Source organism: Bacillus cereus group sp. N24, assembly GCF_016483345.1.
GTDB classification, from domain to species: Bacteria; Bacillota; Bacilli; order Bacillales; family Bacillaceae_G; genus Bacillus_A; species Bacillus_A toyonensis.
Window position 1 is genome coordinate 360,388 of record NZ_JAEHCA010000003.1, and the last position, 21,177, is coordinate 381,564.

Here is a 21,177-nt window from a genome sequence, read left to right on the forward strand (position 1 = left end):
AATGTTTTCATCAAAAAATCGTGGTTCATTTTGAAATTGTTACTTCTTCTTCAAGTAGTCTCATTACTCTTGCTCGTTTCGTAAATGTTGCGATATGAGTAATACCGTGAGTTCGTAATGTTTGCACGTTTTCTTTTACGTATTTCCCTAAATCATTCGGATAATGAGCATCTGAAGAAATAGTAATGGGAACACCATGTTTAGCTAACACTTGTAAATACAGTGGACTCGGGCACATTTCCCGTACAGGATAACGATAGTACAATCCCGCATTTATTTCTGTTGCGGTATTGGTTTCTACTAATGCACGGGCTATTTTCTTATAATAAGAAAGCTGTTCATTCTCATCCAACCTGTAATTAAATACTTTTATGTTATCAAGGTGGGCTATAATATCAAATAACTCGGAACGAACTGCACTCTCAACTGTTTTGAAAAACGTATCATATAGTATATGTAAATCATGCTCTTCAAAATATTCTTTCGTATCTGGATTATCAAACCCCCAGCCGTTTAAAAAATGAACAGACCCAATTACATAATCAAAGTCTCCTAGTGCTAACAATTCTTTTAGCTCTTCTTCACAGCCAATAAAATAATCCGCTTCAATTCCAAGTTTAAGTGTAACGCCTCTTTTACTCCATCGTTCTTTCGCCTCTTCAATCGACTTTGTAAAATCGTATAGTGAAACTACTCTTACTTGGTCTAACCATTCCTTCTGTAAACGCCCAAGCTTCGAATCACTAATATTCACATATTTTTCATAATATACTTTCGACTCATGAAAGCGGTATAAATGATCCACAATCCCAACTTCTTTTATACCTTTTCGCAATGCCTCTTCTAAATATAAATCAATCCATTTCGCTGTAAATGGTCCTTCCTTCACACGTCTTTGCAGGCGTTCTTGCGTCTTCATAAGCCATTCGATAGAATGTCTTTCTTCTTGAAGCGGCTCATAATATTGTAGCGTTTCATTTATTTTGGCAAGCCAACCTATTGAATAAGGCCCTTCTTCTAAATGAAGATGATAATCCACTTTCATACATATTCCCCCTTATAACGTATCTATTTCTTTTCGTTCCCCTACTCTCGAAAGCTTTCCATTTCTTTCTTTCACTTCTTCCATAACATCTTCTAGTGAAATGTTTTTTTCGGCTAATAGAACAAAACAGTGATAAAACACATCAACCATTTCTTTTACTAGTTCTTTTTTATCATTATTTTTAGAAGCAATGATCACTTCAGAGCACTCTTCCCCAATTTTCTTTAAAATTTTATCTTCTCCTTTTGAAAATAAATAATTTGTATATGATTCTGGCACTGGATTTTCCTTTCGGTCTTCAATTGTTTCAAATAATAATTTAAGGACATCTTCCATCGTCATCCCCCTATATAACTTTATAATGAAAACATGTTTTCTCTCCCGTATGACAAGCAGGTCCTACTTGCTTTACAACAACTACAATTGAATCTTGATCACAATCTAAATAAAGGGATTGAACATACTGCATATTGCCCGATGTTTCTCCTTTATTCCATAACGATTGTCTTGAGCGAGAATAAAACCACGTCCTTTTTGTTTCTAACGTCTTTTCATACGCTTCTTCATTCATGTAAGCGAGCATTAAAACTTCTTTCGTATCTTCCTCTATCACCACTGCTGGTAATAACCCTTTTGAGAAGTTAGGCTTCATAGTCGCACCTCAACGTTTGCTTCTCTTAATTTTCTCTTTACATCCTGCACAGTCTCTTCACCATAATGAAAGATTGATGCTGCTAGCGCTGCGTCGACTGTTGTCTTTTTAAATACCTCTATAATGTGATCCGCATGACCACATCCTCCTGATGCAATTACCGGGACGGAAACGCTACTTGAAATTGCTTCTGTTAACTGAAGATCGTATCCATCCTTCGTTCCATCTGCATCCATACTCGTTAGCAAAATTTCTCCTGCCCCTAATTGTACGGCGTGCTTCGCCCATTCGATTGCATCCATTCCTGTATCAACCCTCCCGCCATTTACGTATACATTCCATTTACCTTCTGCTACTTTTCTAGCATCGATTGCTACAACAATACATTGCGAGCCAAAATGTTCTGCACCTTCCTGAATTAGTTTTGGATTCCGTACTGCTGCTGAATTAATTGAAATTTTATCCGCACCGGCTCGTAGCAGATTGTATATATCTTGAACATTAGAAATCCCCCCACCTACTGTAAGAGGAATAAATATTTTTGAGGCAGTTTTTTCTACAACATCTATCATCGTTTTTCGCCCTTCATGTGTCGCAGTAATATCTAAAAATACAATTTCATCTGCTCCCGCATCATTATATAAAGCCGCTATTTCAACAGGATCACCGACATCTTGTAATCCTATAAAATTTACACCCTTTACGACTCGCCCTTCTTTCACATCTAGACATGGAATAATTCGTTTCGCTAACATAGCTTTGTTACCTCTAGCACTTCTTCTAAATCAATTGTATTCTCGTAAAGAGCCTTACCAATGATAACACCATGTATATTCATATCATTTAACCTTTTCACATCTTGAATAGACGCCACTCCTCCAGAGGCAATGAGACGAATACCCACACTTTTTTCCAGTAACCCTAATTGCTCAAAATTTGGTCCTGCAAGTGTCCCATCTCTCGAGATGTCTGTAAATACAATCGTTTGAACACCTATACTCTCCATTTGCTTCGCTAAATGAATATAAGAAATTTCAGACACATCAAGCCAACCTCTCGTTGCTACGAAACCATTTTTCGCATCAATTCCAACAATTATTTTCTCTTTATATAGCCGAACTGCTTCCTCTAAAAATGACTTATCATAAAGAGCAGCTGTTCCTAAAATGACTTTTTCTACACCTGCTAACAATAACTTCTCCACTGCTACAAGCGATCGAATCCCTCCTCCAACTTGCACAGGAATACGTACCGCCCTGCATATTCTTTCAATGATAAACAAATTTAAAGACTCTCCAGCAATTGCACCGTCTAAATCAACAATGTGTAATATTTTCGCTCCAAGCTTTTCAAATATGATCGCTTGCGCAACCGGATCTTCATTCATAACCGTTTCTTTACTAAACTCTCCTTGATAAAGTCTGACACATCGCCCTTCTTTTAAATCGATAGCTGGGAAAATTTCCATGCTTCTACCACCCCTTTAAAATTCTTTAAAATTTGTATTCCGACTTCCCCACTTTTTTCAGGGTGAAACTGCGCTCCAAATACATTTCCTTTCGCTACAAAACCAGGTACTTGCACCCCATACTCGCTTGCCCCATACACAATCCCCTTTGGACAATCTGCATAATAAGAGTGGACATAATATACGAAAGAACCGTCTTCTATTCCATTCCAAAGTGGTATTTCTCCTTCTTTCTTCAATTCATTCCATCCCATATGTGGAATTTTATAAGGCACTTTTAATTTCCGAATAACACCTGGCAATAAACTTAATCCGCTACAGTCTTTTAATTCCTCACTTTTTTCAAATAAAAGTTGCATACCTAAACATATACCAAGGAACGGTTTCCCTAAATTCCCAATCTCTTTTAGCACAAATACTAATTTTTTTTCTTCTAGAACGTCCATCGCTTTCGGAAATGCCCCTACTCCTGGTAAAATAACGCCATCACTTCTCAATATTTCCTCTCTATCATCCGTTACGATATACTCTGCTCCAATATATTTTAATGCCTGTTCCACACTACGAATATTTCCCATCCCATAATCTACAATAGCAATCAATTACAACATCCCCTTCGTTGAATTTACACCAGTAATGTTGTCATTTTTTTCGACTGCCTCTCTAAGCGCTCGACCAAATGCCTTAAATAAAGCTTCAATTTTGTGATGTGTATTACTTCCGTATAAAATACGAGCGTGTAACGTAATATTTGCTGCATGAGCAACTGCTCTAAAAAACTCTTCCGTTAATTCTGTGTCAAAATCGCCTAATTTCGGATTTGTTAACTCGCCTTGAAACACAATATAGGAACGTCCACTTATATCAATTGCGACAAAACCTAAAGATTCATCCATCGGTACATATGCGGAACCGTACCTATTAATACTCTCTTTATTTTGCAGTGCTTCTTTCAAGCAATTTCCGAGTACAATTCCAACATCTTCAACCGTGTGATGTGCATCGACAAACACGTCACCTTCAGCTTCAATTTGTAAACCAAATCGTCCATGCCTTGCAAATAAAGTTAGCATATGATCAAAAAAACCTACTCCTGTTTGAATAGAAACATTCGTACTTTCATCAAGCTGCAAACTTAATTTAATTTTTGTTTCTGTCGTTTCACGTACTTGACTCGACTGTCGCATTATTCTTCCTCCTCAAATCTCATTTGGACTGCTCTTGCGTGTGCATATAAACCTTCTTTATTTGCAAGTTCTACAATATGATGTTGTACATTTTTTAACGCTTCCTCTGTATAAGAAAGAAAGCTTGATTTTTTTACGAAATCATCGACTGATAACGGGGAGAAAAATCTTGCTGTTCCACTTGTCGGTAAAACGTGATTCGGTCCTGCCAAATAATCGCCGAGCGGCTCTGGTGCATATGGCCCAAGGAAAATAGAGCCTGCATGTTTCACATAAGCTAGAGCATTCATTGGCTCTTTTATATGTAACTCTAAATGTTCTGGAGCTATTTCATTTGATAACTTTAGTGCCTCATCTAAAGAAGAAACGATAAAAATGGCTCCATTTCTTTTTATTGATTCACGAGCGATTTCACTTCTTGGTAATGTTTCTAACTGTCTTTCTATCTCTCTTCCTACTTCTTTAGCTAGTTCTATATTCGTTGTAATACAAATCGCTGTTGCCCTCTCGTCATGTTCTGCTTGCGATAATAAATCAGCAGCGATATATTTGGCATTGCCTGTTTCATCAGCGATAACTACAATTTCTGATGGCCCAGCAATCATATCGATATTTACTATTCCGTATACTTCTCGCTTCGCTAAAGCAACGTACAAATTTCCCGGTCCAACTATTTTATCCACTTTCGGAATCGATTCCGTCCCATACGCTAAAGCAGCGATTGCCTGGGCACCACCAGCCGTATAAACTTCATCTACACCTGCAAGACCTGCGGCAGTTAATATATGCGGGTCAATTCCTCCTTGCCTTGGCGGTGTTACCATTACAATTTTTTTCACACCTGCCAGTTTGGCTGGCAATACATTCATTAATACTGAAGAGGGATACGATGCCTTCCCGCCTGGCACATATACACCTACATTTTCTAACGGTCTAATGAGCTGCCCTCTAATTATCCCATCACTTTCGCAATCAAACATAGATTGCCTCTTTTGCTTTTCATGATATGAGATAATGTTTTTCTTCGCCTCTTGTAGCGCCTCTAAAAAAGAAAGTTCTACAAACGCACTTGCTTGTTTTATTTCTTCTTCACTTACACGAAAAGTTTTAACATCCGCACCATCAAGCTTTTTTGTATAGAAAGATAAAGCCTCATCTTTACTTTCTCTTACGTTTTGAACGATTTCCCTTACACTTCTTTGAACAGTTTCTTCTATTATATTAGCGTTTTCTCGCAACACTTTTATTTTGGATAATGCCTCCTTGAAGTCTTCATAAATGATCTCCATTGTAAGCCCTCCTATTTCCCTGATAAAATTTCTTGCTCCATCATATTTATAATACTGAATATTTCGTCTTTTTTAGTTTTTAAAGCTGCCTTATTTACAATCATTCGAGCGGATATAGAATACATTTCCTCAAATACAATGAGCCCATTCTCTTGTAGTGTTTTTCCTGTTTCAACAATATCAACAATCGCATCTACTAATCCAAGAAGCGGAGCAATTTCTACAGAACCTTCTATTTTTATGATTTCTACATCTTCTCCCTTTTCGTGAAAATAATTGGAAGTGATGTGTGGATATTTCGTAGCAATTCGTTTCTTTCGGTAACTCTTCGGATTATACGTAGGAATAGAAGCGACACAAAATTTACACATACCCACTCCTAAATCCAACATTTCATATATATCTTTTTCATTTTCCATTAAAATATCTTTTCCAACGATCCCAATATCAGCTACTCCATGTTCTACATAAGTAGCAACATCAACCGCTTTTACTAAAATAAATGAAATGTTTGTATTTTTACTTTGAAAGACAAGCTTTCTCCCTTTATCTTTAAGCTCTGAACAATCAATTCCAATTTTCTCAAACAGCGGAATAACATGTTTCTCTAATCTTCCTTTCGTTAACGCAATTTGAATGTTACGCATGAAGTCTCCCCTTCTTTCTGAACGACCCATTTCTCTTTCCATACATATTCCACCAATGATTCATTCCTTGCCTCAACGACCGTTACTATTTTATTGTTTCTTGCAAATTGAAATGTGTCGTTTAAATTAGAGAATAAAGATAACTGGGCATTCTTCCCGTCCTTTCGAAGTAAGTTTCTTAACCTTTCAGCTTCCGCTAATCTATTTAATTCATAATGTATCATCATATCTATTGGCTCTCTTTCATAAGATTCTTGTTGCTCTTGAAGTGCCTTGACTATTTGATTTACTTGCACCGCGAGGCCAACCGCTGACACCATCTCTCCAAAATTCCCAATTAACTCATCGTATCTTCCACCACTAACAATCTCTTCTCCAATTTCATATATATACCCTTTGAAAATAATACCCGTATAATAGTCCAAATGTTGAATCATGCCTAAATCAATGGATATATAAGGTCCATAGCCTAGCCTTTCAACCGCTTCATATATTTCTTTCACTCTTGCAATGGCCATTTTCATTTCATTACTTGAGGCGAGTTTTTCTGCTTCCTCAATAACCTCTAAATTCCCAAATAACCTTGGTAATTTCTCAAGTAATTTTACTGTTTCATCGCACCGATCTAATTTCTTTTCTCCGATAAAATTTGAGAGAGCAGCATAATTTTTGCTTTCTATATACGTTCTAAGTACTCTCTCTTCTTCATCATGAATAGAGAGCTTTTTTACAATACATTTATATAACTCTACCTGCCCAATTTCGATTGTAAAAGATTGTACCTTTAACCTTTGTAGTGCTTGCATTACACTTATCACACATTCAATTTCAGCTCTTACATTATCAATCCCGATAATTTCAATACCACTTTGTACAATTTCATTATATTTTCCAGACAGAGACTCATTCGCCCGAAATACATTTCCACTATATGTCACCTTAAGAGGCGTATCCCACCTTTGCGTTCCAATTACTCTCGCTAAAGGAATCGTCATATCTGGACGTAACACGATAATCCGTCCCTTTTCATCAAAAAATTTATACATCTTCTCTTCATCTATCGGCCGATTTTGAAAAGCAAACACATCATAAAATTCAATTGTAGGTGTCCTTATTTCCTCATAGCCTCTCTCTAAAAATGTACGTCTTAATTTTTGTTCCACTTCTTCAATTAACGTACATTCTTCAAATAAGTAATCTCTCGTTCCATTCGGATTTGCCCGCTTCCACTTTGTCATCTGAATTCACACGCCCTTCCCTTTCTAATGTATGCCCATTCCATTCACCCAAACCGAAAATAAAAAGAGCCTTGTAGACAAAATACCTACAAGGCTCTTTAGTAGAGTGTAGGTACAACGGGAATAACCCTTGTGCCTACACGTTTTCACGTTAGGTTCAAGGGTTTCATGTATGATGATGTAGTTGTGTAAGCATTTTAATAGATTGTACGATATTCATAATACTTACTCCCTTTCTCCTCTGATTTTTCCATATTATATAACAGTTAATTCTGAATGTAAATACATTTTTAATATTCCGTTATTTCTTAATATAAAGCTACTTTTCTTTCATACTCTTCAATTTCTTGTTCATATTGCATCGTAATGGCAATTTCATCTAGACCATTTAATAATTTTTCTTTCCACATTTTCTCGATTGTAAAATGAAACCTGTGCGTATTTGTAGTAATGACTTCATTCTCTAAATCGACTTCTATTTGATCTCTCGCATTTATTTTAGCAAGTTGTTCACGCATCTCTTTATCCATTACAATCGGTAACATACCATTTTTCATACAATTCATATAAAAAATATCTGCAAATCCCCCTGCGATAATAACGCGGAAACCATAATCAGCAAGGGCCCACGGAGCATGCTCTCTTGAAGAACCGCATCCAAAATTATCACCTGTAATTAATATACTTGCTCCCTTTCGTTCTTGTGCATTAAGGGGAAAATTAGGATTTTCATGGCGCTCATTATCGTAACGCCACTCATCAAATAAATACTTTCCAAATCCTGTCCTTTCAATTCTCTTTAAGTATTGTTTCGGAATAATTTGATCTGTATCAATGTTATCATTCATAAGTACTGCGGCAGTACCTTTATGAATACGAAATGGCTCCATCGTAACTCTCCTTTCTAATATCAACAAAATGCCCATATAATGCAGCAGCTGCTGCCATAGCTGGACTTACTAAATGTGTTCTTGCCCCTTTCCCTTGCCTTCCTTCAAAATTACGATTTGAAGTAGACGCACAATGTTCTCCTTCAGGTACTTGATCTGGATTCATCCCAAGGCACATTGAGCATCCAGGCTCTCTCCATTCAAACCCCGCTTCTTCAAATATGTGATGTAAGCCTTTTTGCATTGCCCGCTCTCTCACACTTTTTGATCCTGGTACAACGAGTGCCCGCACACCTTCTTTTACCTTTTTCCCTTTTACAACGGATGCAGCAATTTCTAAGTCAGATAAACGTGAATTTGTACAAGAACCAATAAAGACATGCTTAACAGGAATTTCAAACGTACTTTGTCCAGGACTCAATCCCATATATGAAAATGCTCTTTCATCATTTTCGTTATGCTTTTCTGGTAACTTTTCATCAATAGGAACACCCATACTAGGATTTGTTCCCCAAGTTACGTATGGAGCTAGACTCGTAACATCTATTGAAATATGTAAATCATAAATCGCATCTGAATCCGTATAAAGCTCCGAACATTTTTCCGTGAAAGATTCATAGTCTTTTGGTGCATATTTACGCCCTTTTACATAAGAAAATGTTTTTTCATCCGGTGCAATAATGCCTGCTTTCGCTCCTCCTTCAATTGCCATATTACAAAGTGTCATTCTCTCCTCCATTCCCATATCACGAATCGTCTCTCCGTAGAATTCCATTACATACCCAGTCCCAACCGCTACACCGTACTTTGAGAGAAGATGTAAAATAATATCCTTTGCATAAACGCCTTTCGGTAACTTTCCTGTTAATTCAATCCCCATCGCTTTCGGTTTTCGTTGCCACAACGTTTGAGTTGCTAATACATGTTCTACTTCACTCGTACCAATACCAAACGCTAGCGCACCGAAAGCACCGTGAGTTGCTGTATGGCTATCACCACAAACAATCGTTTTCCCTGGTTGTGTGAGTCCAAGTTCCGGCCCGATAACATGAACGATTCCTTGCTCTTCATCACCAATATCAGCTAATCGCACCTCAAATTGTTTACAATTTTCACGAAGTGTATCCAATTGCTGCTTCGCAATGCGATCGGTAATATTCCAAATATCTTTCGTTGGAATATTATGATCCATCGTTGCAAACGTTAATTCCGGTCTCCGAACAATTCGATTTGCAAGCCGCAAGCCTTCAAAGGCTTGCGGTGAAGTTACTTCATGAATAAGATGAAGATCGATATATAATAAATCCAATCCATTTTCATTTGTTGTAACTACATGTCTTTCCCAAAGTTTATCTAGCAACCTTTTCCCCATTATCTTCCTCTCCCTACTAGTGCCTGCTCTTCCATTTCTTGAACAACCGCCTTCGTAAATGAAGTTGTCGTCTCATCTCCCCCAATATCAACTGTACATTTTCCAGATTGAAGAACTGCAGAAATTGCCTCTTCAATCGCATATCCTTCTCTCGTTAATCCAAATGATTGCCCAAGCATCATCGCAACCGAACGCATCATCGCAATTGGATTCACTTTATTTTTCCCTGCAATATCCGGTGCTGAACCGTGAATAGGCTCATATAAAGAAGGCCCGTTTTCCGCATGACTCGCTGATGGAAGCATTCCTAATGACCCTGCTAATACAGAAGCCTCATCACTTAAAATATCACCAAACAAATTCTCTGTTACGATAACATCAAATCTCTTTGGGTTCCGAATTAACTCCATAGCAGCTGCATCTACTAAAATATGCTCTAACTCAACATGAGGATAACGAAGAGCGACTTCTTCCGTAACAGTTCTCCATAATTTACTAGATTCTAAAACATTCGCCTTATCAATAGACGTTACTTTTTTCGATCTCTTACTCGCTAATTGAAAAGCATAAGAAACGATACGTTCAATTTCATGACGATGATACGTAAGTGTATCCGTTGCGACTTCTTCCGTTCGCTCTTTCGGATAAGAAAAATAAATACCACCTGTTAATTCACGAACGACAACGAAGTCAATTTCATCAGCATTTTTTAATGGGGATAAATGCGAAGTTGAGCTTTCTACCGTTACAGGGCGAACATTCGCAAATACACCAAGTCCTTTTCTTAAAGCTAATAATCCTTTCTCCGGTCTTTCTTTCGCACCATCCCAACGAGGTCCACCAACTGCCCCAAGTAAAACCGCATCACTCGCTAAACAAGCGGCAAGCGTTCGCTGTGGTAATGGTTGCCCCGTTAAATCAATAGCAACACCACCAAAGTGCTCATCTTGCAAATGAAAATGATGCCCATATAGTCTCTCTACCATATGCAATACTTCCTTTGCACTTTCCATAATTTCCGGGCCGACACCATCACCAGCTAAACAAACGATACGTTTTTCCAATTTTAACACTCCTTTTAACTGAATTTTCAGAACTTTATTTTGATAGGTGAGGAAAGCTTCACTCACCTATCAAACCCTTATTTTACAAGCGCTATAAACGATTTCAATTTTCCAGCTGCATGAACATATGCTCTCGCCGATGCTTCCAATACGTCTTGCGCAACACCAAAACCTGATACTTGATGCGTTCCTTCTTTTAATTCAACATGAACATGAGCAAGTGCGTCTTGACCTTGTGTAATAGATTGTATGCGATAATCTGCCAATTCACATTCTAATCCTAAAATTCTTTGGATTGCATTGTATATTGCTTCAATACTTCCAGAACCAGTCGCTGCATCTTCGTATATAGTTCCCGCCTCATCTTTCAATACAACTGTCGCACACTGTGTACTATTCGATACGAAGTGTACTTGCAATTGCGTAATGTTATATTGCTGCGCTGCAAAAGCTGCTTCACCAAGCATAAGTGCACGTAGATCTTCTTCCGTAATTTCCTTTTTACGATCAGCTAATTTTTTAAACGCTTCAAACACCACATCGCGTTCTTCGTTTGTAAATTCATAGCCTAGTTCTTTCATTTTTTCTGTAAATGCGTGACGCCCAGAATGTTTGCCAAGTACAAATAGGTTTTGAGATTCTCCTATAAGTGCTGGTTCAATGATTTCATATGTTGTCACTTCTTTTAAAACACCATCCTGATGAATGCCTGATTCGTGAGCGAAAGCATTCGCTCCCACAATCGCTTTATTTTTCGGTACAACCATACCCGTTAACCTACTTACTAATGTACTTGTCGATTTAATCTCTTTTAGCGTCATCGAAGGCTCCGCCTTATAGAAATCTTTTCTAATATGAAGAGCAACTGCGACCTCCTCTAGTGCAGCATTCCCTGCTCTTTCTCCAATGCCATTAATCGTTCCCTCTACTTGCAGTGCTCCACCTTCAACCGCAGCTAACGAATTTGCCACCGCCATCCCAAGATCATCGTGGCAATGACAAGAGAAAATCGCTTTTTCATATGAAGGAACGGATTCTTGTAAGTATTTAAATAAGGAATAGTATTCTTCTGGGTTCGTATAACCTACTGTGTCTGGAATATTGATTACATTCGCTCCTGCACGAATCGCAACTTCTACTGCTTCAGCTAAAAAATCTCTTGATGTTCTTGTCGCATCTTCTGCAGAAAATTGCACTGTCGGAAATAAAGATCTCCCAAGCGTAACCGAGCGATAAATACTATCTAACACATCTTCTTTTGACATACAAAGTTTATATTTCATATGAATATCACTCGTAGCTAAAAATACATGTAAACGAGGAGATACAGCACCTTTCACAGCTTCATATGCTCTTCGAATATCACTTTCTTTCGCTCTAGCTAAACTCATAACTGTAGCATTTTGAATGGTATTTGCGATGCGCTTTACCGATTGAAAATCGCCTTCGGAAGCTGCTGCAAAGCCAGCTTCCATGACATGAATACCTAGTCTCTCTAATTGCCTTGCAATTTGCAATTTCTCTTGTTCATTTAAATTCACTCCTGGTGATTGTTCGCCATCACGTAGCGTCGTATCCATGAACAAAATCTGCTTCATATTATTTGACCCCTGCCTTTACTCGCGGCTGTACGAAAGGCATCATTTCACGTAATTTACGTCCAACTACTTCGATTTCATGTTCATTCTCTTTCTCATTTGTCGCATGGAAATTTGGTTTTCCTGCTTTATGCTCTGCAATCCAACCTCTTGCAAATGTACCATCTTGAATTTCGTCTAGCACTGCACCCATCGCTTTCTTCGTATCTTCCGTTACAACACGTGGTCCTGATACGAAGTCGCCCCACTGCGCTGTATCTGAAACTGAATATCTCATATTTTCAAGTCCACCTTCATACATAAGGTCAACGATTAGTTTTAATTCATGTAAACATTCAAAATATGCAAGTTCAGGCTGGTACCCTGCATCAACTAGCGTTTCAAATCCAGCTTTTACTAGCGCAGTTACTCCGCCGCAAAGTACAGCTTGCTCTCCAAATAAATCTGTTTCTGTTTCTTCTTTAAACGTCGTTTCTAATACGCCCGCTCTCGTCGCTCCAATTCCATCAGCATAAGAAAGTGCCTTTTCAGTCGCAACTCCTGTCGCATCTTGATATACGGCAAATAATGCAGGAACGGCTCCGCCTTCAGCAAACGTACGGCGTACAAGATGCCCCGGACCTTTAGGCGCTACTAGAAATACATCTACATTAGCTGGTGGTTTCACTTGATCAAAGTGAACATTAAATCCGTGTGCAAAAACGAGAGAATTTCCTGCCTGTAAATTTGGTGCAATTTCCGCTTCATATACTTCTGGCTGCAGTTCATCAGGTAATAAAATCATTACTAAATCAGCCTGCTCCGCTGCTTCTGCTACTGTATATACAGAAAATCCATCTTCTTTCGCTTTATCCCAAGATTTTCCTTTTCTTAAACCTACTACTACATCAAATCCGTTATCACGCAAGTTTTGCGCATGCGCATGACCTTGCGAGCCATATCCGATGATTGCTACTTTCTTTTCTTTTAATACATTTACCGTTACATCTTTCTCATAATAAACCTTTGCCATTTTCATTTCCCCCTATATTTAAATGATTATTGAATTAACATAACTTGCTTATCTTGTTTTTTCATACTACGCGTAAATGCTGTTACACCCGTTCTAGCAATTTCTTTCAAACCGTATGGACGAAGTAATTCAATTAATGCTTCTACTTTCTCCTGCGTACCAGTTACTTGCACAACTATGGAATCCTTCCCAACATCTATTACAGCGGCTCGAAACGGTTCAATTAAACTATATAATTCTGCTCTTGCTACTGATGTTGCGACTTTAATAAGTGCAAGTTCTCTTGCGATCATCGCTTCTTCTGTAATATCTGACACTTTCAAAACATCAATTTGCTTATGAAGTTGTTTAATTAACTGCTCCACTTGCTGTTCATTTTCAACGTGTACAACAATTGTCATCCGTGATATGTCCGATGATTCTGTATGACCTACTGAAATACTTTCAATATTAAAATGTCTTCGTGTCATAACACCTGTAATTCGGTTTAACACACCACTTTGATTTCGAACTGTCGCTGTAACAATTCTCTTCACCTTTTTTCCACTCCCTCCATTTGGTGAACACCTTTCCCTGGCGCAACCATCGGCATTACCTTTTCTGATTGAAGTACACGGCAATCAATTACGACCGGTTCTTGTAATTCAATCGCATGCTGTATTTGCTTCTTTGCAAGAAGTGGATCATCTATGCGAACTCCTTTTATGCCATACGCATTCGCAAGAGCGACGAAATCTGGTTGACACGACAGTAAAGAGTGCGAGTATCTTTGATTATAAAATTCATCTTGCCATTGTCTTACCATTCCTAAAGCTTCATTATTTAAAATAAAAACTTTAACAGGTAAGGAATGTTCTTTTAAGACACTTAATTCTTGCAGGGTCATTTGAAATCCAGCGTCACCGACAATTGCAATAACTAGTTCCTCAGGCTTTGCAATTTGCGCCCCAATTGCTGCTGGAAATCCGAAGCCCATCGTTCCTAATCCACCTGAAGTTACCCATTTATCTGGATTTTTCAGCGGATAATATTGTGCGGCCCACATTTGATGTTGCCCAACATCTGTTGTTACAATCGCTTCTCCTTTCGTAAGTTCATATAACATATCAATTGCGTATTGAGGTTTAATACTTTCAGAATTTCGTTTGTAAGAGAGTGGATATTTTTCTTTTCTACCCTTTAATAAAATGAGCCATTCATGATGATTTTCTTTCTTCCCTTCTGATTGAAGTAATACTTTCAAAGCTCGCTTAGCACTTGCAACAATAGGAATTTCAGTCGGCACATTTTTTCCAATTTCTGCTGGATCAATATCGATATGTGCAACAGTCGCCTCTTTAGCAAAATAAGCTAAATTCCCAGTAAGACGATCATCAAATCTCGCACCAATATTGATCAGTAAGTCGCATTCATATAGCGCCATATTGGCTGTGTAAGAACCATGCATTCCTCCCATCCCTAGAAATAGTCCATCATCTGGCGGAAAACCACCAAGACCAAGTAACGTATGCACAACAGGAATTTCATATTTACGAGCAAAACTTGTTAATTCTTTCGAAGCTTTCGCATGCAATACACCTGCTCCAGCTAAAATTAACGGTTTTTTTGAAATCTCAATTGCTTGTAATAATTTGTTTATTTGGAGTAGATTCGGTTCATAATTAGGGTTGTACCCTGGTAAATCCATTTGCACGTCACTACATCGTTCCCCTTGTTCTACTACCATATCTTTCGGAAGATCAATTACGACTGGACCTGGTCTTCCAGTTCTAGCGATATGAAATGCTTCTTTAATAATTCGAGGTAAATCCGAGGCCTTTCGCACTTGATAATTATGTTTTGTTACTGGCATCGTAAGCCCCATAATATCCGCTTCTTGGAAAGCATCACTTCCAATTAACGTTGTTGCTACTTGCCCTGTAAATACAACAAGTGGCAATGAATCAATCATCGCATCAGCTAGACCAGTAATAACATTTGTAGCACCAGGCCCGCTTGTTGCAATTACAACCCCTGGATTTCCAGTAATTCTGGCATACCCTTCAGCTGCATGAATGGCCCCTTGCTCATGCCTTGTTAAAATATGCGGAATTTCACAGTCATAAAGCGCATCATAAAGAGGTAAAACGGCACCACCCGGATAACCGAAAATCACTTCTACGCCTTCCTTTTCTAGCGCTTCTAACAATAGCTGTGCACCAGTTGCCAGTTTCTCTTCCGTTTTTGAAGACATTGTTCTTATAAGCCCCCTTTTTAAAAAAATTTATAAATAAAAAAAATCCTACGTCCACACTCCAGCTATGTGCTGAAGGGACGAAAGATTTCGCGGTACCACCCTTCTTCGCAAGAATACTCTTGCCTCAGTGACCCATAAATGAGTCTAGCTAATAACGGAGCTACCGTCTAAGCCTAACCAAATGCTTCAGCTTAGCACTCAAGGGCGATGTTCGTCGACGTGAACCATCGGTTTCCAGCAACCACCGACTCTCTGTGAGGCTTCACAATCAACTACTCCTCCCTATCAACGCTTTCTCATTTCATAAAGAGTTATTATCCAACTTTATTTTCTTCGTAAATTTTCTCTCCATCTTCTACAACTAATTTACGGAATTCTTCTAGTAAACGATTCGTATGTAGTCCCGTTTTTCCTAAACCAATCGTCCTACCATCTACTGTCGTAACAGCAATAACTTCAGCAGCTGTTCCTGTTAAAAATACTTCATCAGCTACATATACATCGTGTCTTGTAAATAACTCTTCTCTTACGTCATACCCAAGTTTTTCGCCGATTTCTAAAATTGCGTTTCGTGTAATACCTTCTAACGCTCCAGCAGAACTTGGTGGTGTAATTAATTTATTTCCTTTTACAATAAATACGTTATCTCCTGAACCTTCAGCTACGTATCCTTGATCATTTAACATAAGTGCTTCTTGTACTCCAGCTAATTTCGCTTCAATACGAACTAAAATATTGTTTAAATAATTTAAAGATTTTACTTGAGGTGATAAAACATCTGGTCGATTTCGGCGCGTTGCAACTGTTACAACTGGAATCCCCTTTTCATAATATTCTTGTGGGAATAAAGATAGTTGTTCTGCAATTACTACTACATTCGGTGTCTTACAAGAATCAGGATCTAACCCAAGATTTCCTGCTCCTCTCGATACAACAAGGCGAATGTATCCATTAGATAATTTATTTTTTCGAATCGTCTCAACAACAATATTCGTTACTTCATCTAACGAATATGGAATTTCTAACATGATGGATTTCGCTGATTCATATAACCGGACAAGATGCTCTCTCAAACGGAAAACATTACCGCTATAAACTCTAATGCCTTCAAACACTCCATCGCCATATAAATAGCCATGATCATATACTGAAACTTTTGCTTCGTCTTTTGGAACAAATTCTCCATTTAAGAAAATCCATTGTTCGTTCACTGGAAAGCGCCTCCTATGTTCTATGAATTTTTTATTGTTTCCTAGTTTACTCTCCTTCCTAAATAAATCAAGTAAATTTTTAGAAAATTTTTAATTTTTAATCGTACGTACATCTTTAATCATATTGATTTAACAACATTGTTAACGTTTACAAAAAGTCAAAAAATTTTTTTCGCCAATTTCCACTAAAAAAAAATATTTGTTTAAAAGAAGGATTTTCTCTAAGAGGTACGAATCTATTGTATTCAATAAACGGACGTCCGATTTTATAAATTCGGGAATATATAACGACTTTTGCTGAAAAAGGGGGAAAATAAAAAAATTAGTGCTGTGTAAAAATAACATTCATATTTTTCATTTCGAAATCATAATCCTATTTTTAAAAAACAATTTGTCAAAATGAAGGAGGAAATAAATATGGCGTGTGTACAAATTAAAGGAACGAGACAAGAGGTAGTTGAAATGCTACAACTATTTGATCTAATGGATACGAAAGGTTTTTGTAAATTCGATAATTATGTAGAGGTAGAACCGAATAACAAAGAACATAATAATTTTATCGCTTCAATCGATATTCAATCTAATCCTTCTTCCGCACAGGATACATTAAACGATCAATTCGTTAGTCAAATGCTTACTGGTGTTTATAACGACTAAACAAATATATGCTTCCTACCATCTTTTCATAAATATATGCTATAGACTTGAGCATACTAGCAACTAGATGGTAGGAGGTGAGAATTATGGCTAGAATTGGCGTTGAAAACTCATTAACAGATGTTCAACAAGCTCTTCAGCAACAAGGACATGAAGTCGTTACACTTAACTCAGAAAATGATGCACAAGGCTGCGATTGTTGTGTTGTAACTGGGCAAGATTCTAATGTGATGGGGATTGCAGATACATCAATAAAAGGATCGGTAATTACAGCTCATGGTTTAACAACAGCTGAAATTTGTCAGCAAGTTGAGAACCGTATTTAAAAGTCATTTCTCATTATGGTATAACACACAAAAGAAAGAGGACTCCTTTTAAAAAAGGAGTCCTCTTTTTTATATTCACCTAACGGGAAAGTAACATATACTGGATGAAAGCCCTACCTCTCTCTCATCATTACGGTTCCAATGACCGCTCCTTGATTCACTAGTATACATATATGGCTTACAAATACAATTTATAGGGTTTGTTCACAAAAGTTGTTGATAAAATTACCCGATCTTTCGCAAACTTTTCGTATTGTATTCATAAGAGATATTTACTTTACACTAGCTGTAACCGAGACACGAATTAAAATTTTAACACCAATACAGTAACTTGTCAATATTTTTTACAAATTAAAAACAGACAGTAACGGTTTGTCTGTTTTAGAATGGAGCTTTTTCTTTTATTACATATACAACAAAGCCGCTTACTAACATAAATAAGCCAACTACTAAGTTTTTAATATTAATCATACATTCCTCTCCCTTATTCCACACATCTTATTATATATTTACATTTCAATTATTCCGATCATCCTAAAGCGCACTTTTTCTAATATATCACAATTCCTAAAAATTGCAAGTTCACTTTTGACGACCATTCACAAATTTATCTACAGTACTTGGTACAGTGTTTAAAGCTTTTTCAATTAAATGTGTACTACTGTTAAGATGCAATACTTGTACTCCGTTAGAACCAACTACTAAAAAAGCAACGGGACTAATGGAAACCCCAGCCCCACTTCCGCCTCCAAATGGATGCCCTGGCTTATTCTCTTTATGCTGACCTTGTCCACCATTATGTTTTTCAGTAATGAAATCCCCTTTAAAGTCACTTCCACCAGCTCCAAAACCAAACGCCACTTGAGATACTGTTAATACTACATTTCCGTCAGCTGTCGAAACCGGACTTCCAACAATCGTATTTACATCTACCATCTCTTTTAAATTTGTCATTGCTGTTTTCATTAAATTTTCAATTGGATGTTCCATTATGTACTGCACCCTTTCCTCATTATTCCTTTTTATACTTTCCAAAATAGAGGAAGTCATACTAACTTTTCCTATTTCAAAAAAACAATTTTCTTCTACATGGATATTACTCCCTGCCTATCCTCGGATAAAAAAGAAAAAGAGATACATACTACTATTGAACCTTGTTATGAAAGGAGTCATGACTTTGACTGAGAAATTTGATGATTACAAAAAAAGAGATAGAATAGATAGTGATTATAGTGACTATAAAGAAGAATATGCAGCTGAAGTTGCACCACAGCGCATTGATTATGATTACGATAAGAAAGAAGATAAAGATGATGTAAGATCGTCTGCCGCTGGATCAACTGCCGGTTTTATCGCTCTTGCCTTATCTATATTATCACTCTTCACCTTCCCAACACTATTTGGTCTTGTTTCTGTGTTACTAGGAATTTACGCTTATAATCGCGGAGCTACTGTAACTGGTGGTATCGCTGCCATTGTTGGTGGAATTGCTGCACTCATCGCGATTTTATTCCGTGTAGCACTTATCGGTTTATTGTTCTCCCTTTTTTAAAAAGAAAAAGGTATCTCGCTTTATGCGAGATACCTTATCCTGTAAATACATCTTCTGATGGATATTTTATTTTTTGTTTTGCTGGGCGTGCTAAAGAAAACACAAGTGTTAGCGGTCCAATTAATCCACAAAACATAACAAACATAATAATACATTTTCCAAATGCTGATAGCTTCGCAGTAATCCCCATCGTTAATCCAACTGTGCCAAATGCTGAAATTGTCTCAAATAGTAGCTGAATAAAGCTAAAGTCTTCTGTAAGCATTAATACAAATACTGCTGTAAAAATAAGTATTTGACTGGCAACGACAATTGCTAACGCTCTCGTTACTGTCGACATTTTAATTGTACGCTGAAATAAAACAATTTCCTCCTTCTTTCTAAAGAAAGAAAGGACAGATGTAATTAAAATAACAAACGTCGTTAATTTAATACCTCCACCCGTTGATACACTTCCTGCACCGATAAACATTAAAACCATCGTAAATAATATAGATGATTCTTCCATCCCTCCATAGTCAACTGTATTAAAACCAGCTGTACGAGGTGTAATACCTTGAAAGAAAGACGCCCATAACTTTTCATTTAAAGATAAATTCCCTAACGTCTTCACATTATTATATTCCAATACAAAAATCACAATCATTGCTATAACATTTAGCGCTACTGTTCCAATAATCATTATTTTTGAGTGAAGTGATAATTTTCGAAAACTACGACTATACCATATATCAATTAATACGGTAAAACCGAGTCCTCCTATTACAATTAAGGAACAAATTCCAATATTAATAATAGGGTCTCCTACATACCTTGTTAAATTATCTGGCCAAAGAGCAAACCCCGCATTATTATAGGAAGCAATTACATGGAAAATACTATAGTATAAACCTTTCCCAAAACCAAACTCTGGAATAAAGCGAAACGATAAAAAGATGACTCCAATGAATTCAATACAAATAGAAAAAATAAAGACACGTTTTACTAATTTTACAAGACCACCTATATTTGTTTGATTAAACGCTTCTCCAATTAATAATCGATGGCGTAAGCCAATTTTTTTACCTAGTACCCAAACAATTAAAATGGCAATTGTCATAAGACCTAAACCACCTGTTTGAATTAGAAACATAATAACAATTTCACCAAACATCGTAAACGTACTTGCAGTATCTACTACTCCTAAACCCGTTACAGTCGCTGCCGACGTTGCTGTAAAAAAAGCATCTACCCAACTAATATGTACTTTCGTTGCGAATGGTAACTTTAATAACAAACCTCCGGCCACAATTAAGCAGAAAAAACCTAATGCTAATATTTGTGGTGGGTTTAATTGTATAAAACGATTATACAAACTTTGTCTTTTTGTTACTTTCATATCACTAACTCCCTTTATTAAGTGAAGCTTCTATCCTCTCATAAATACAGGTTTTTAAGAACCTACAAGTAGCGGGATAAACCTTATATTCTCATAACATAGTTGAGCATAATCCTTTTTTTCATAGATTTCAACTTTTATTTATATTCGAACTTTACTTCATTTTATGACAGAAAAACTTTCTATTAGCTTTCTCTTAACTCTACAACTCTTGCAACAATAATTTTATATGTACTATTTTTCAAATCCCCATACCTTTCACTCTATGTTCACATGGGGGTCACATCTATCTTTTATAGTATATGTATCGAAGCTGTTCCTCCCTAATTTAAGACATTCCCCAGTGTCTTTGAAT

24 protein-coding genes and 1 other annotated feature are annotated in these 21,177 nt (G+C 37.1%); of the genes, 3 read left to right on the forward strand and 21 right to left on the reverse strand.

What is annotated here, in order from left to right:
* Positions 1-25: 25 nt before the first annotated feature.
* From JDS95_RS07750 to ilvE, 18 genes are all read right to left on the reverse strand, one after another.
* Complete coding sequence (locus JDS95_RS07750) at positions 26-1,045, reverse strand: histidinol phosphate phosphatase domain-containing protein (protein ID WP_000861853.1); 1,020 nt, start codon at positions 1,043-1,045, stop codon at positions 26-28.
* 12 nt (positions 1,046-1,057) lie between these two features.
* The gene (hisE, locus tag JDS95_RS07755; protein WP_000390407.1) at positions 1,058-1,381 is read right to left on the reverse strand and encodes a phosphoribosyl-ATP diphosphatase; all 324 of its coding nucleotides are present in this window, start codon (positions 1,379-1,381) and stop codon (positions 1,058-1,060) included.
* Between the two features lie 10 nt (positions 1,382-1,391).
* A complete protein-coding gene (gene hisI / locus JDS95_RS07760) occupies positions 1,392-1,697 on the reverse strand; it encodes a phosphoribosyl-AMP cyclohydrolase (protein ID WP_000803970.1) in 306 nt (101 codons plus the stop codon).
* Positions 1,694-2,452 carry an imidazole glycerol phosphate synthase subunit HisF gene (gene hisF / locus JDS95_RS07765; protein ID WP_000880098.1) on the reverse strand — a complete coding sequence of 253 codons (759 nt, stop codon included), beginning with the start codon at positions 2,450-2,452 and terminating at the stop codon, positions 1,694-1,696. The genes hisI and hisF overlap by 4 nt, the downstream gene beginning before the upstream one ends.
* Complete coding sequence (gene hisA, locus JDS95_RS07770; protein WP_085449990.1) at positions 2,446-3,165, reverse strand: 1-(5-phosphoribosyl)-5-[(5-phosphoribosylamino)methylideneamino]imidazole-4-carboxamide isomerase; 720 nt, start codon at positions 3,163-3,165, stop codon at positions 2,446-2,448. The genes hisF and hisA overlap by 7 nt, the downstream gene beginning before the upstream one ends.
* Positions 3,138-3,767 (reverse strand): imidazole glycerol phosphate synthase subunit HisH, encoded by a 630-nt coding sequence (gene hisH / locus JDS95_RS07775; RefSeq protein WP_000560640.1) that lies wholly within the window; start codon positions 3,765-3,767, stop codon positions 3,138-3,140. Before hisH ends, hisA begins: the two co-directional genes overlap by 28 nt.
* A complete protein-coding gene (gene hisB / locus JDS95_RS07780; protein ID WP_001249957.1) occupies positions 3,768-4,352 on the reverse strand; it encodes an imidazoleglycerol-phosphate dehydratase HisB in 585 nt (194 codons plus the stop codon).
* Entirely contained in the window at positions 4,352-5,641 is a 1,290-nt protein-coding gene (hisD, locus tag JDS95_RS07785) for a histidinol dehydrogenase (protein WP_000402926.1), read from the reverse strand. The genes hisB and hisD overlap by 1 nt, the downstream gene beginning before the upstream one ends.
* 11 nt (positions 5,642-5,652) lie before the next feature.
* A complete protein-coding gene (hisG, locus tag JDS95_RS07790) occupies positions 5,653-6,288 on the reverse strand; it encodes an ATP phosphoribosyltransferase (RefSeq protein WP_001244463.1) in 636 nt (211 codons plus the stop codon).
* Positions 6,264-7,526: an ATP phosphoribosyltransferase regulatory subunit gene (locus JDS95_RS07795; protein ID WP_000170307.1), complete on the reverse strand. Its 1,263-nt coding sequence runs from the start codon at positions 7,524-7,526 to the stop codon at positions 6,264-6,266. The genes hisG and JDS95_RS07795 overlap by 25 nt, the downstream gene beginning before the upstream one ends.
* Positions 7,527-7,834: 308 nt before the next feature.
* A complete protein-coding gene (gene leuD / locus JDS95_RS07800; RefSeq protein ID WP_000433196.1) occupies positions 7,835-8,416 on the reverse strand; it encodes a 3-isopropylmalate dehydratase small subunit in 582 nt (193 codons plus the stop codon).
* Entirely contained in the window at positions 8,394-9,788 is a 1,395-nt protein-coding gene (gene leuC / locus JDS95_RS07805) for a 3-isopropylmalate dehydratase large subunit (RefSeq protein ID WP_000520118.1), read from the reverse strand. The genes leuD and leuC overlap by 23 nt, the downstream gene beginning before the upstream one ends.
* The gene (gene leuB / locus JDS95_RS07810) at positions 9,788-10,852 is read right to left on the reverse strand and encodes a 3-isopropylmalate dehydrogenase (protein WP_000415349.1); all 1,065 of its coding nucleotides are present in this window, start codon (positions 10,850-10,852) and stop codon (positions 9,788-9,790) included. Before leuB ends, leuC begins: the two co-directional genes overlap by 1 nt.
* A gap of 77 nt (positions 10,853-10,929) precedes the next feature.
* Complete coding sequence (gene leuA / locus JDS95_RS07815; RefSeq protein WP_000809591.1) at positions 10,930-12,450, reverse strand: 2-isopropylmalate synthase; 1,521 nt, start codon at positions 12,448-12,450, stop codon at positions 10,930-10,932.
* 1 nt (position 12,451) lies between these two features.
* Entirely contained in the window at positions 12,452-13,462 is a 1,011-nt protein-coding gene (gene ilvC / locus JDS95_RS07820; protein ID WP_001151728.1) for a ketol-acid reductoisomerase, read from the reverse strand.
* Positions 13,463-13,488: 26 nt separating this feature from the next.
* Positions 13,489-13,998: an acetolactate synthase small subunit gene (gene ilvN, locus JDS95_RS07825; RefSeq protein ID WP_000822948.1), complete on the reverse strand. Its 510-nt coding sequence runs from the start codon at positions 13,996-13,998 to the stop codon at positions 13,489-13,491.
* On the reverse strand, positions 13,995-15,695 hold the full coding sequence (gene ilvB / locus JDS95_RS07830) for an acetolactate synthase large subunit (protein ID WP_000095848.1): 1,701 nt from the start codon (positions 15,693-15,695) through the stop codon (positions 13,995-13,997). The genes ilvN and ilvB overlap by 4 nt, the downstream gene beginning before the upstream one ends.
* 73 nt (positions 15,696-15,768) lie before the next feature.
* Positions 15,769-15,996: a binding site (T-box leader), on the reverse strand.
* A gap of 16 nt (positions 15,997-16,012) precedes the next feature.
* Entirely contained in the window at positions 16,013-16,909 is an 897-nt protein-coding gene (ilvE, locus tag JDS95_RS07835; protein ID WP_001005494.1) for a branched-chain-amino-acid transaminase, read from the reverse strand.
* 417 nt (positions 16,910-17,326) lie between these two features.
* Here ilvE and JDS95_RS07840 point away from each other — a divergent pair, with 417 nt between their 5' ends.
* Positions 17,327-17,566 carry a DUF3911 family protein gene (locus tag JDS95_RS07840; protein ID WP_000752506.1) on the forward strand — a complete coding sequence of 80 codons (240 nt, stop codon included), beginning with the start codon at positions 17,327-17,329 and terminating at the stop codon, positions 17,564-17,566.
* Between the two features lie 86 nt (positions 17,567-17,652).
* A complete protein-coding gene (locus JDS95_RS07845) occupies positions 17,653-17,892 on the forward strand; it encodes a YkuS family protein (RefSeq protein ID WP_000101013.1) in 240 nt (79 codons plus the stop codon).
* A 381-nt stretch (positions 17,893-18,273) separates the two neighbouring features.
* Here the strand turns inward: JDS95_RS07845 and JDS95_RS07850 are convergent, their stop codons facing one another.
* Together JDS95_RS07850 and ytfJ are read right to left on the reverse strand one after the other, a co-directional pair.
* Positions 18,274-18,363, reverse strand: coding sequence for a hypothetical protein (locus JDS95_RS07850; protein ID WP_000608227.1), 90 nt, complete (start codon positions 18,361-18,363; stop codon positions 18,274-18,276).
* A gap of 111 nt (positions 18,364-18,474) precedes the next feature.
* On the reverse strand, positions 18,475-18,942 hold the full coding sequence (gene ytfJ, locus JDS95_RS07855; protein ID WP_002038268.1) for a GerW family sporulation protein: 468 nt from the start codon (positions 18,940-18,942) through the stop codon (positions 18,475-18,477).
* 109 nt (positions 18,943-19,051) lie between these two features.
* Here ytfJ and JDS95_RS07860 point away from each other — a divergent pair, with 109 nt between their 5' ends.
* Positions 19,052-19,444, forward strand: coding sequence for a hypothetical protein (locus JDS95_RS07860; RefSeq protein ID WP_002038267.1), 393 nt, complete (start codon positions 19,052-19,054; stop codon positions 19,442-19,444).
* Between the two features lie 34 nt (positions 19,445-19,478).
* Here the strand turns inward: JDS95_RS07860 and JDS95_RS07865 are convergent, their stop codons facing one another.
* A complete protein-coding gene (locus JDS95_RS07865) occupies positions 19,479-20,822 on the reverse strand; it encodes a TrkH family potassium uptake protein (protein WP_000869131.1) in 1,344 nt (447 codons plus the stop codon).
* Between the last annotated feature and the right edge of the window lie 355 nt (positions 20,823-21,177).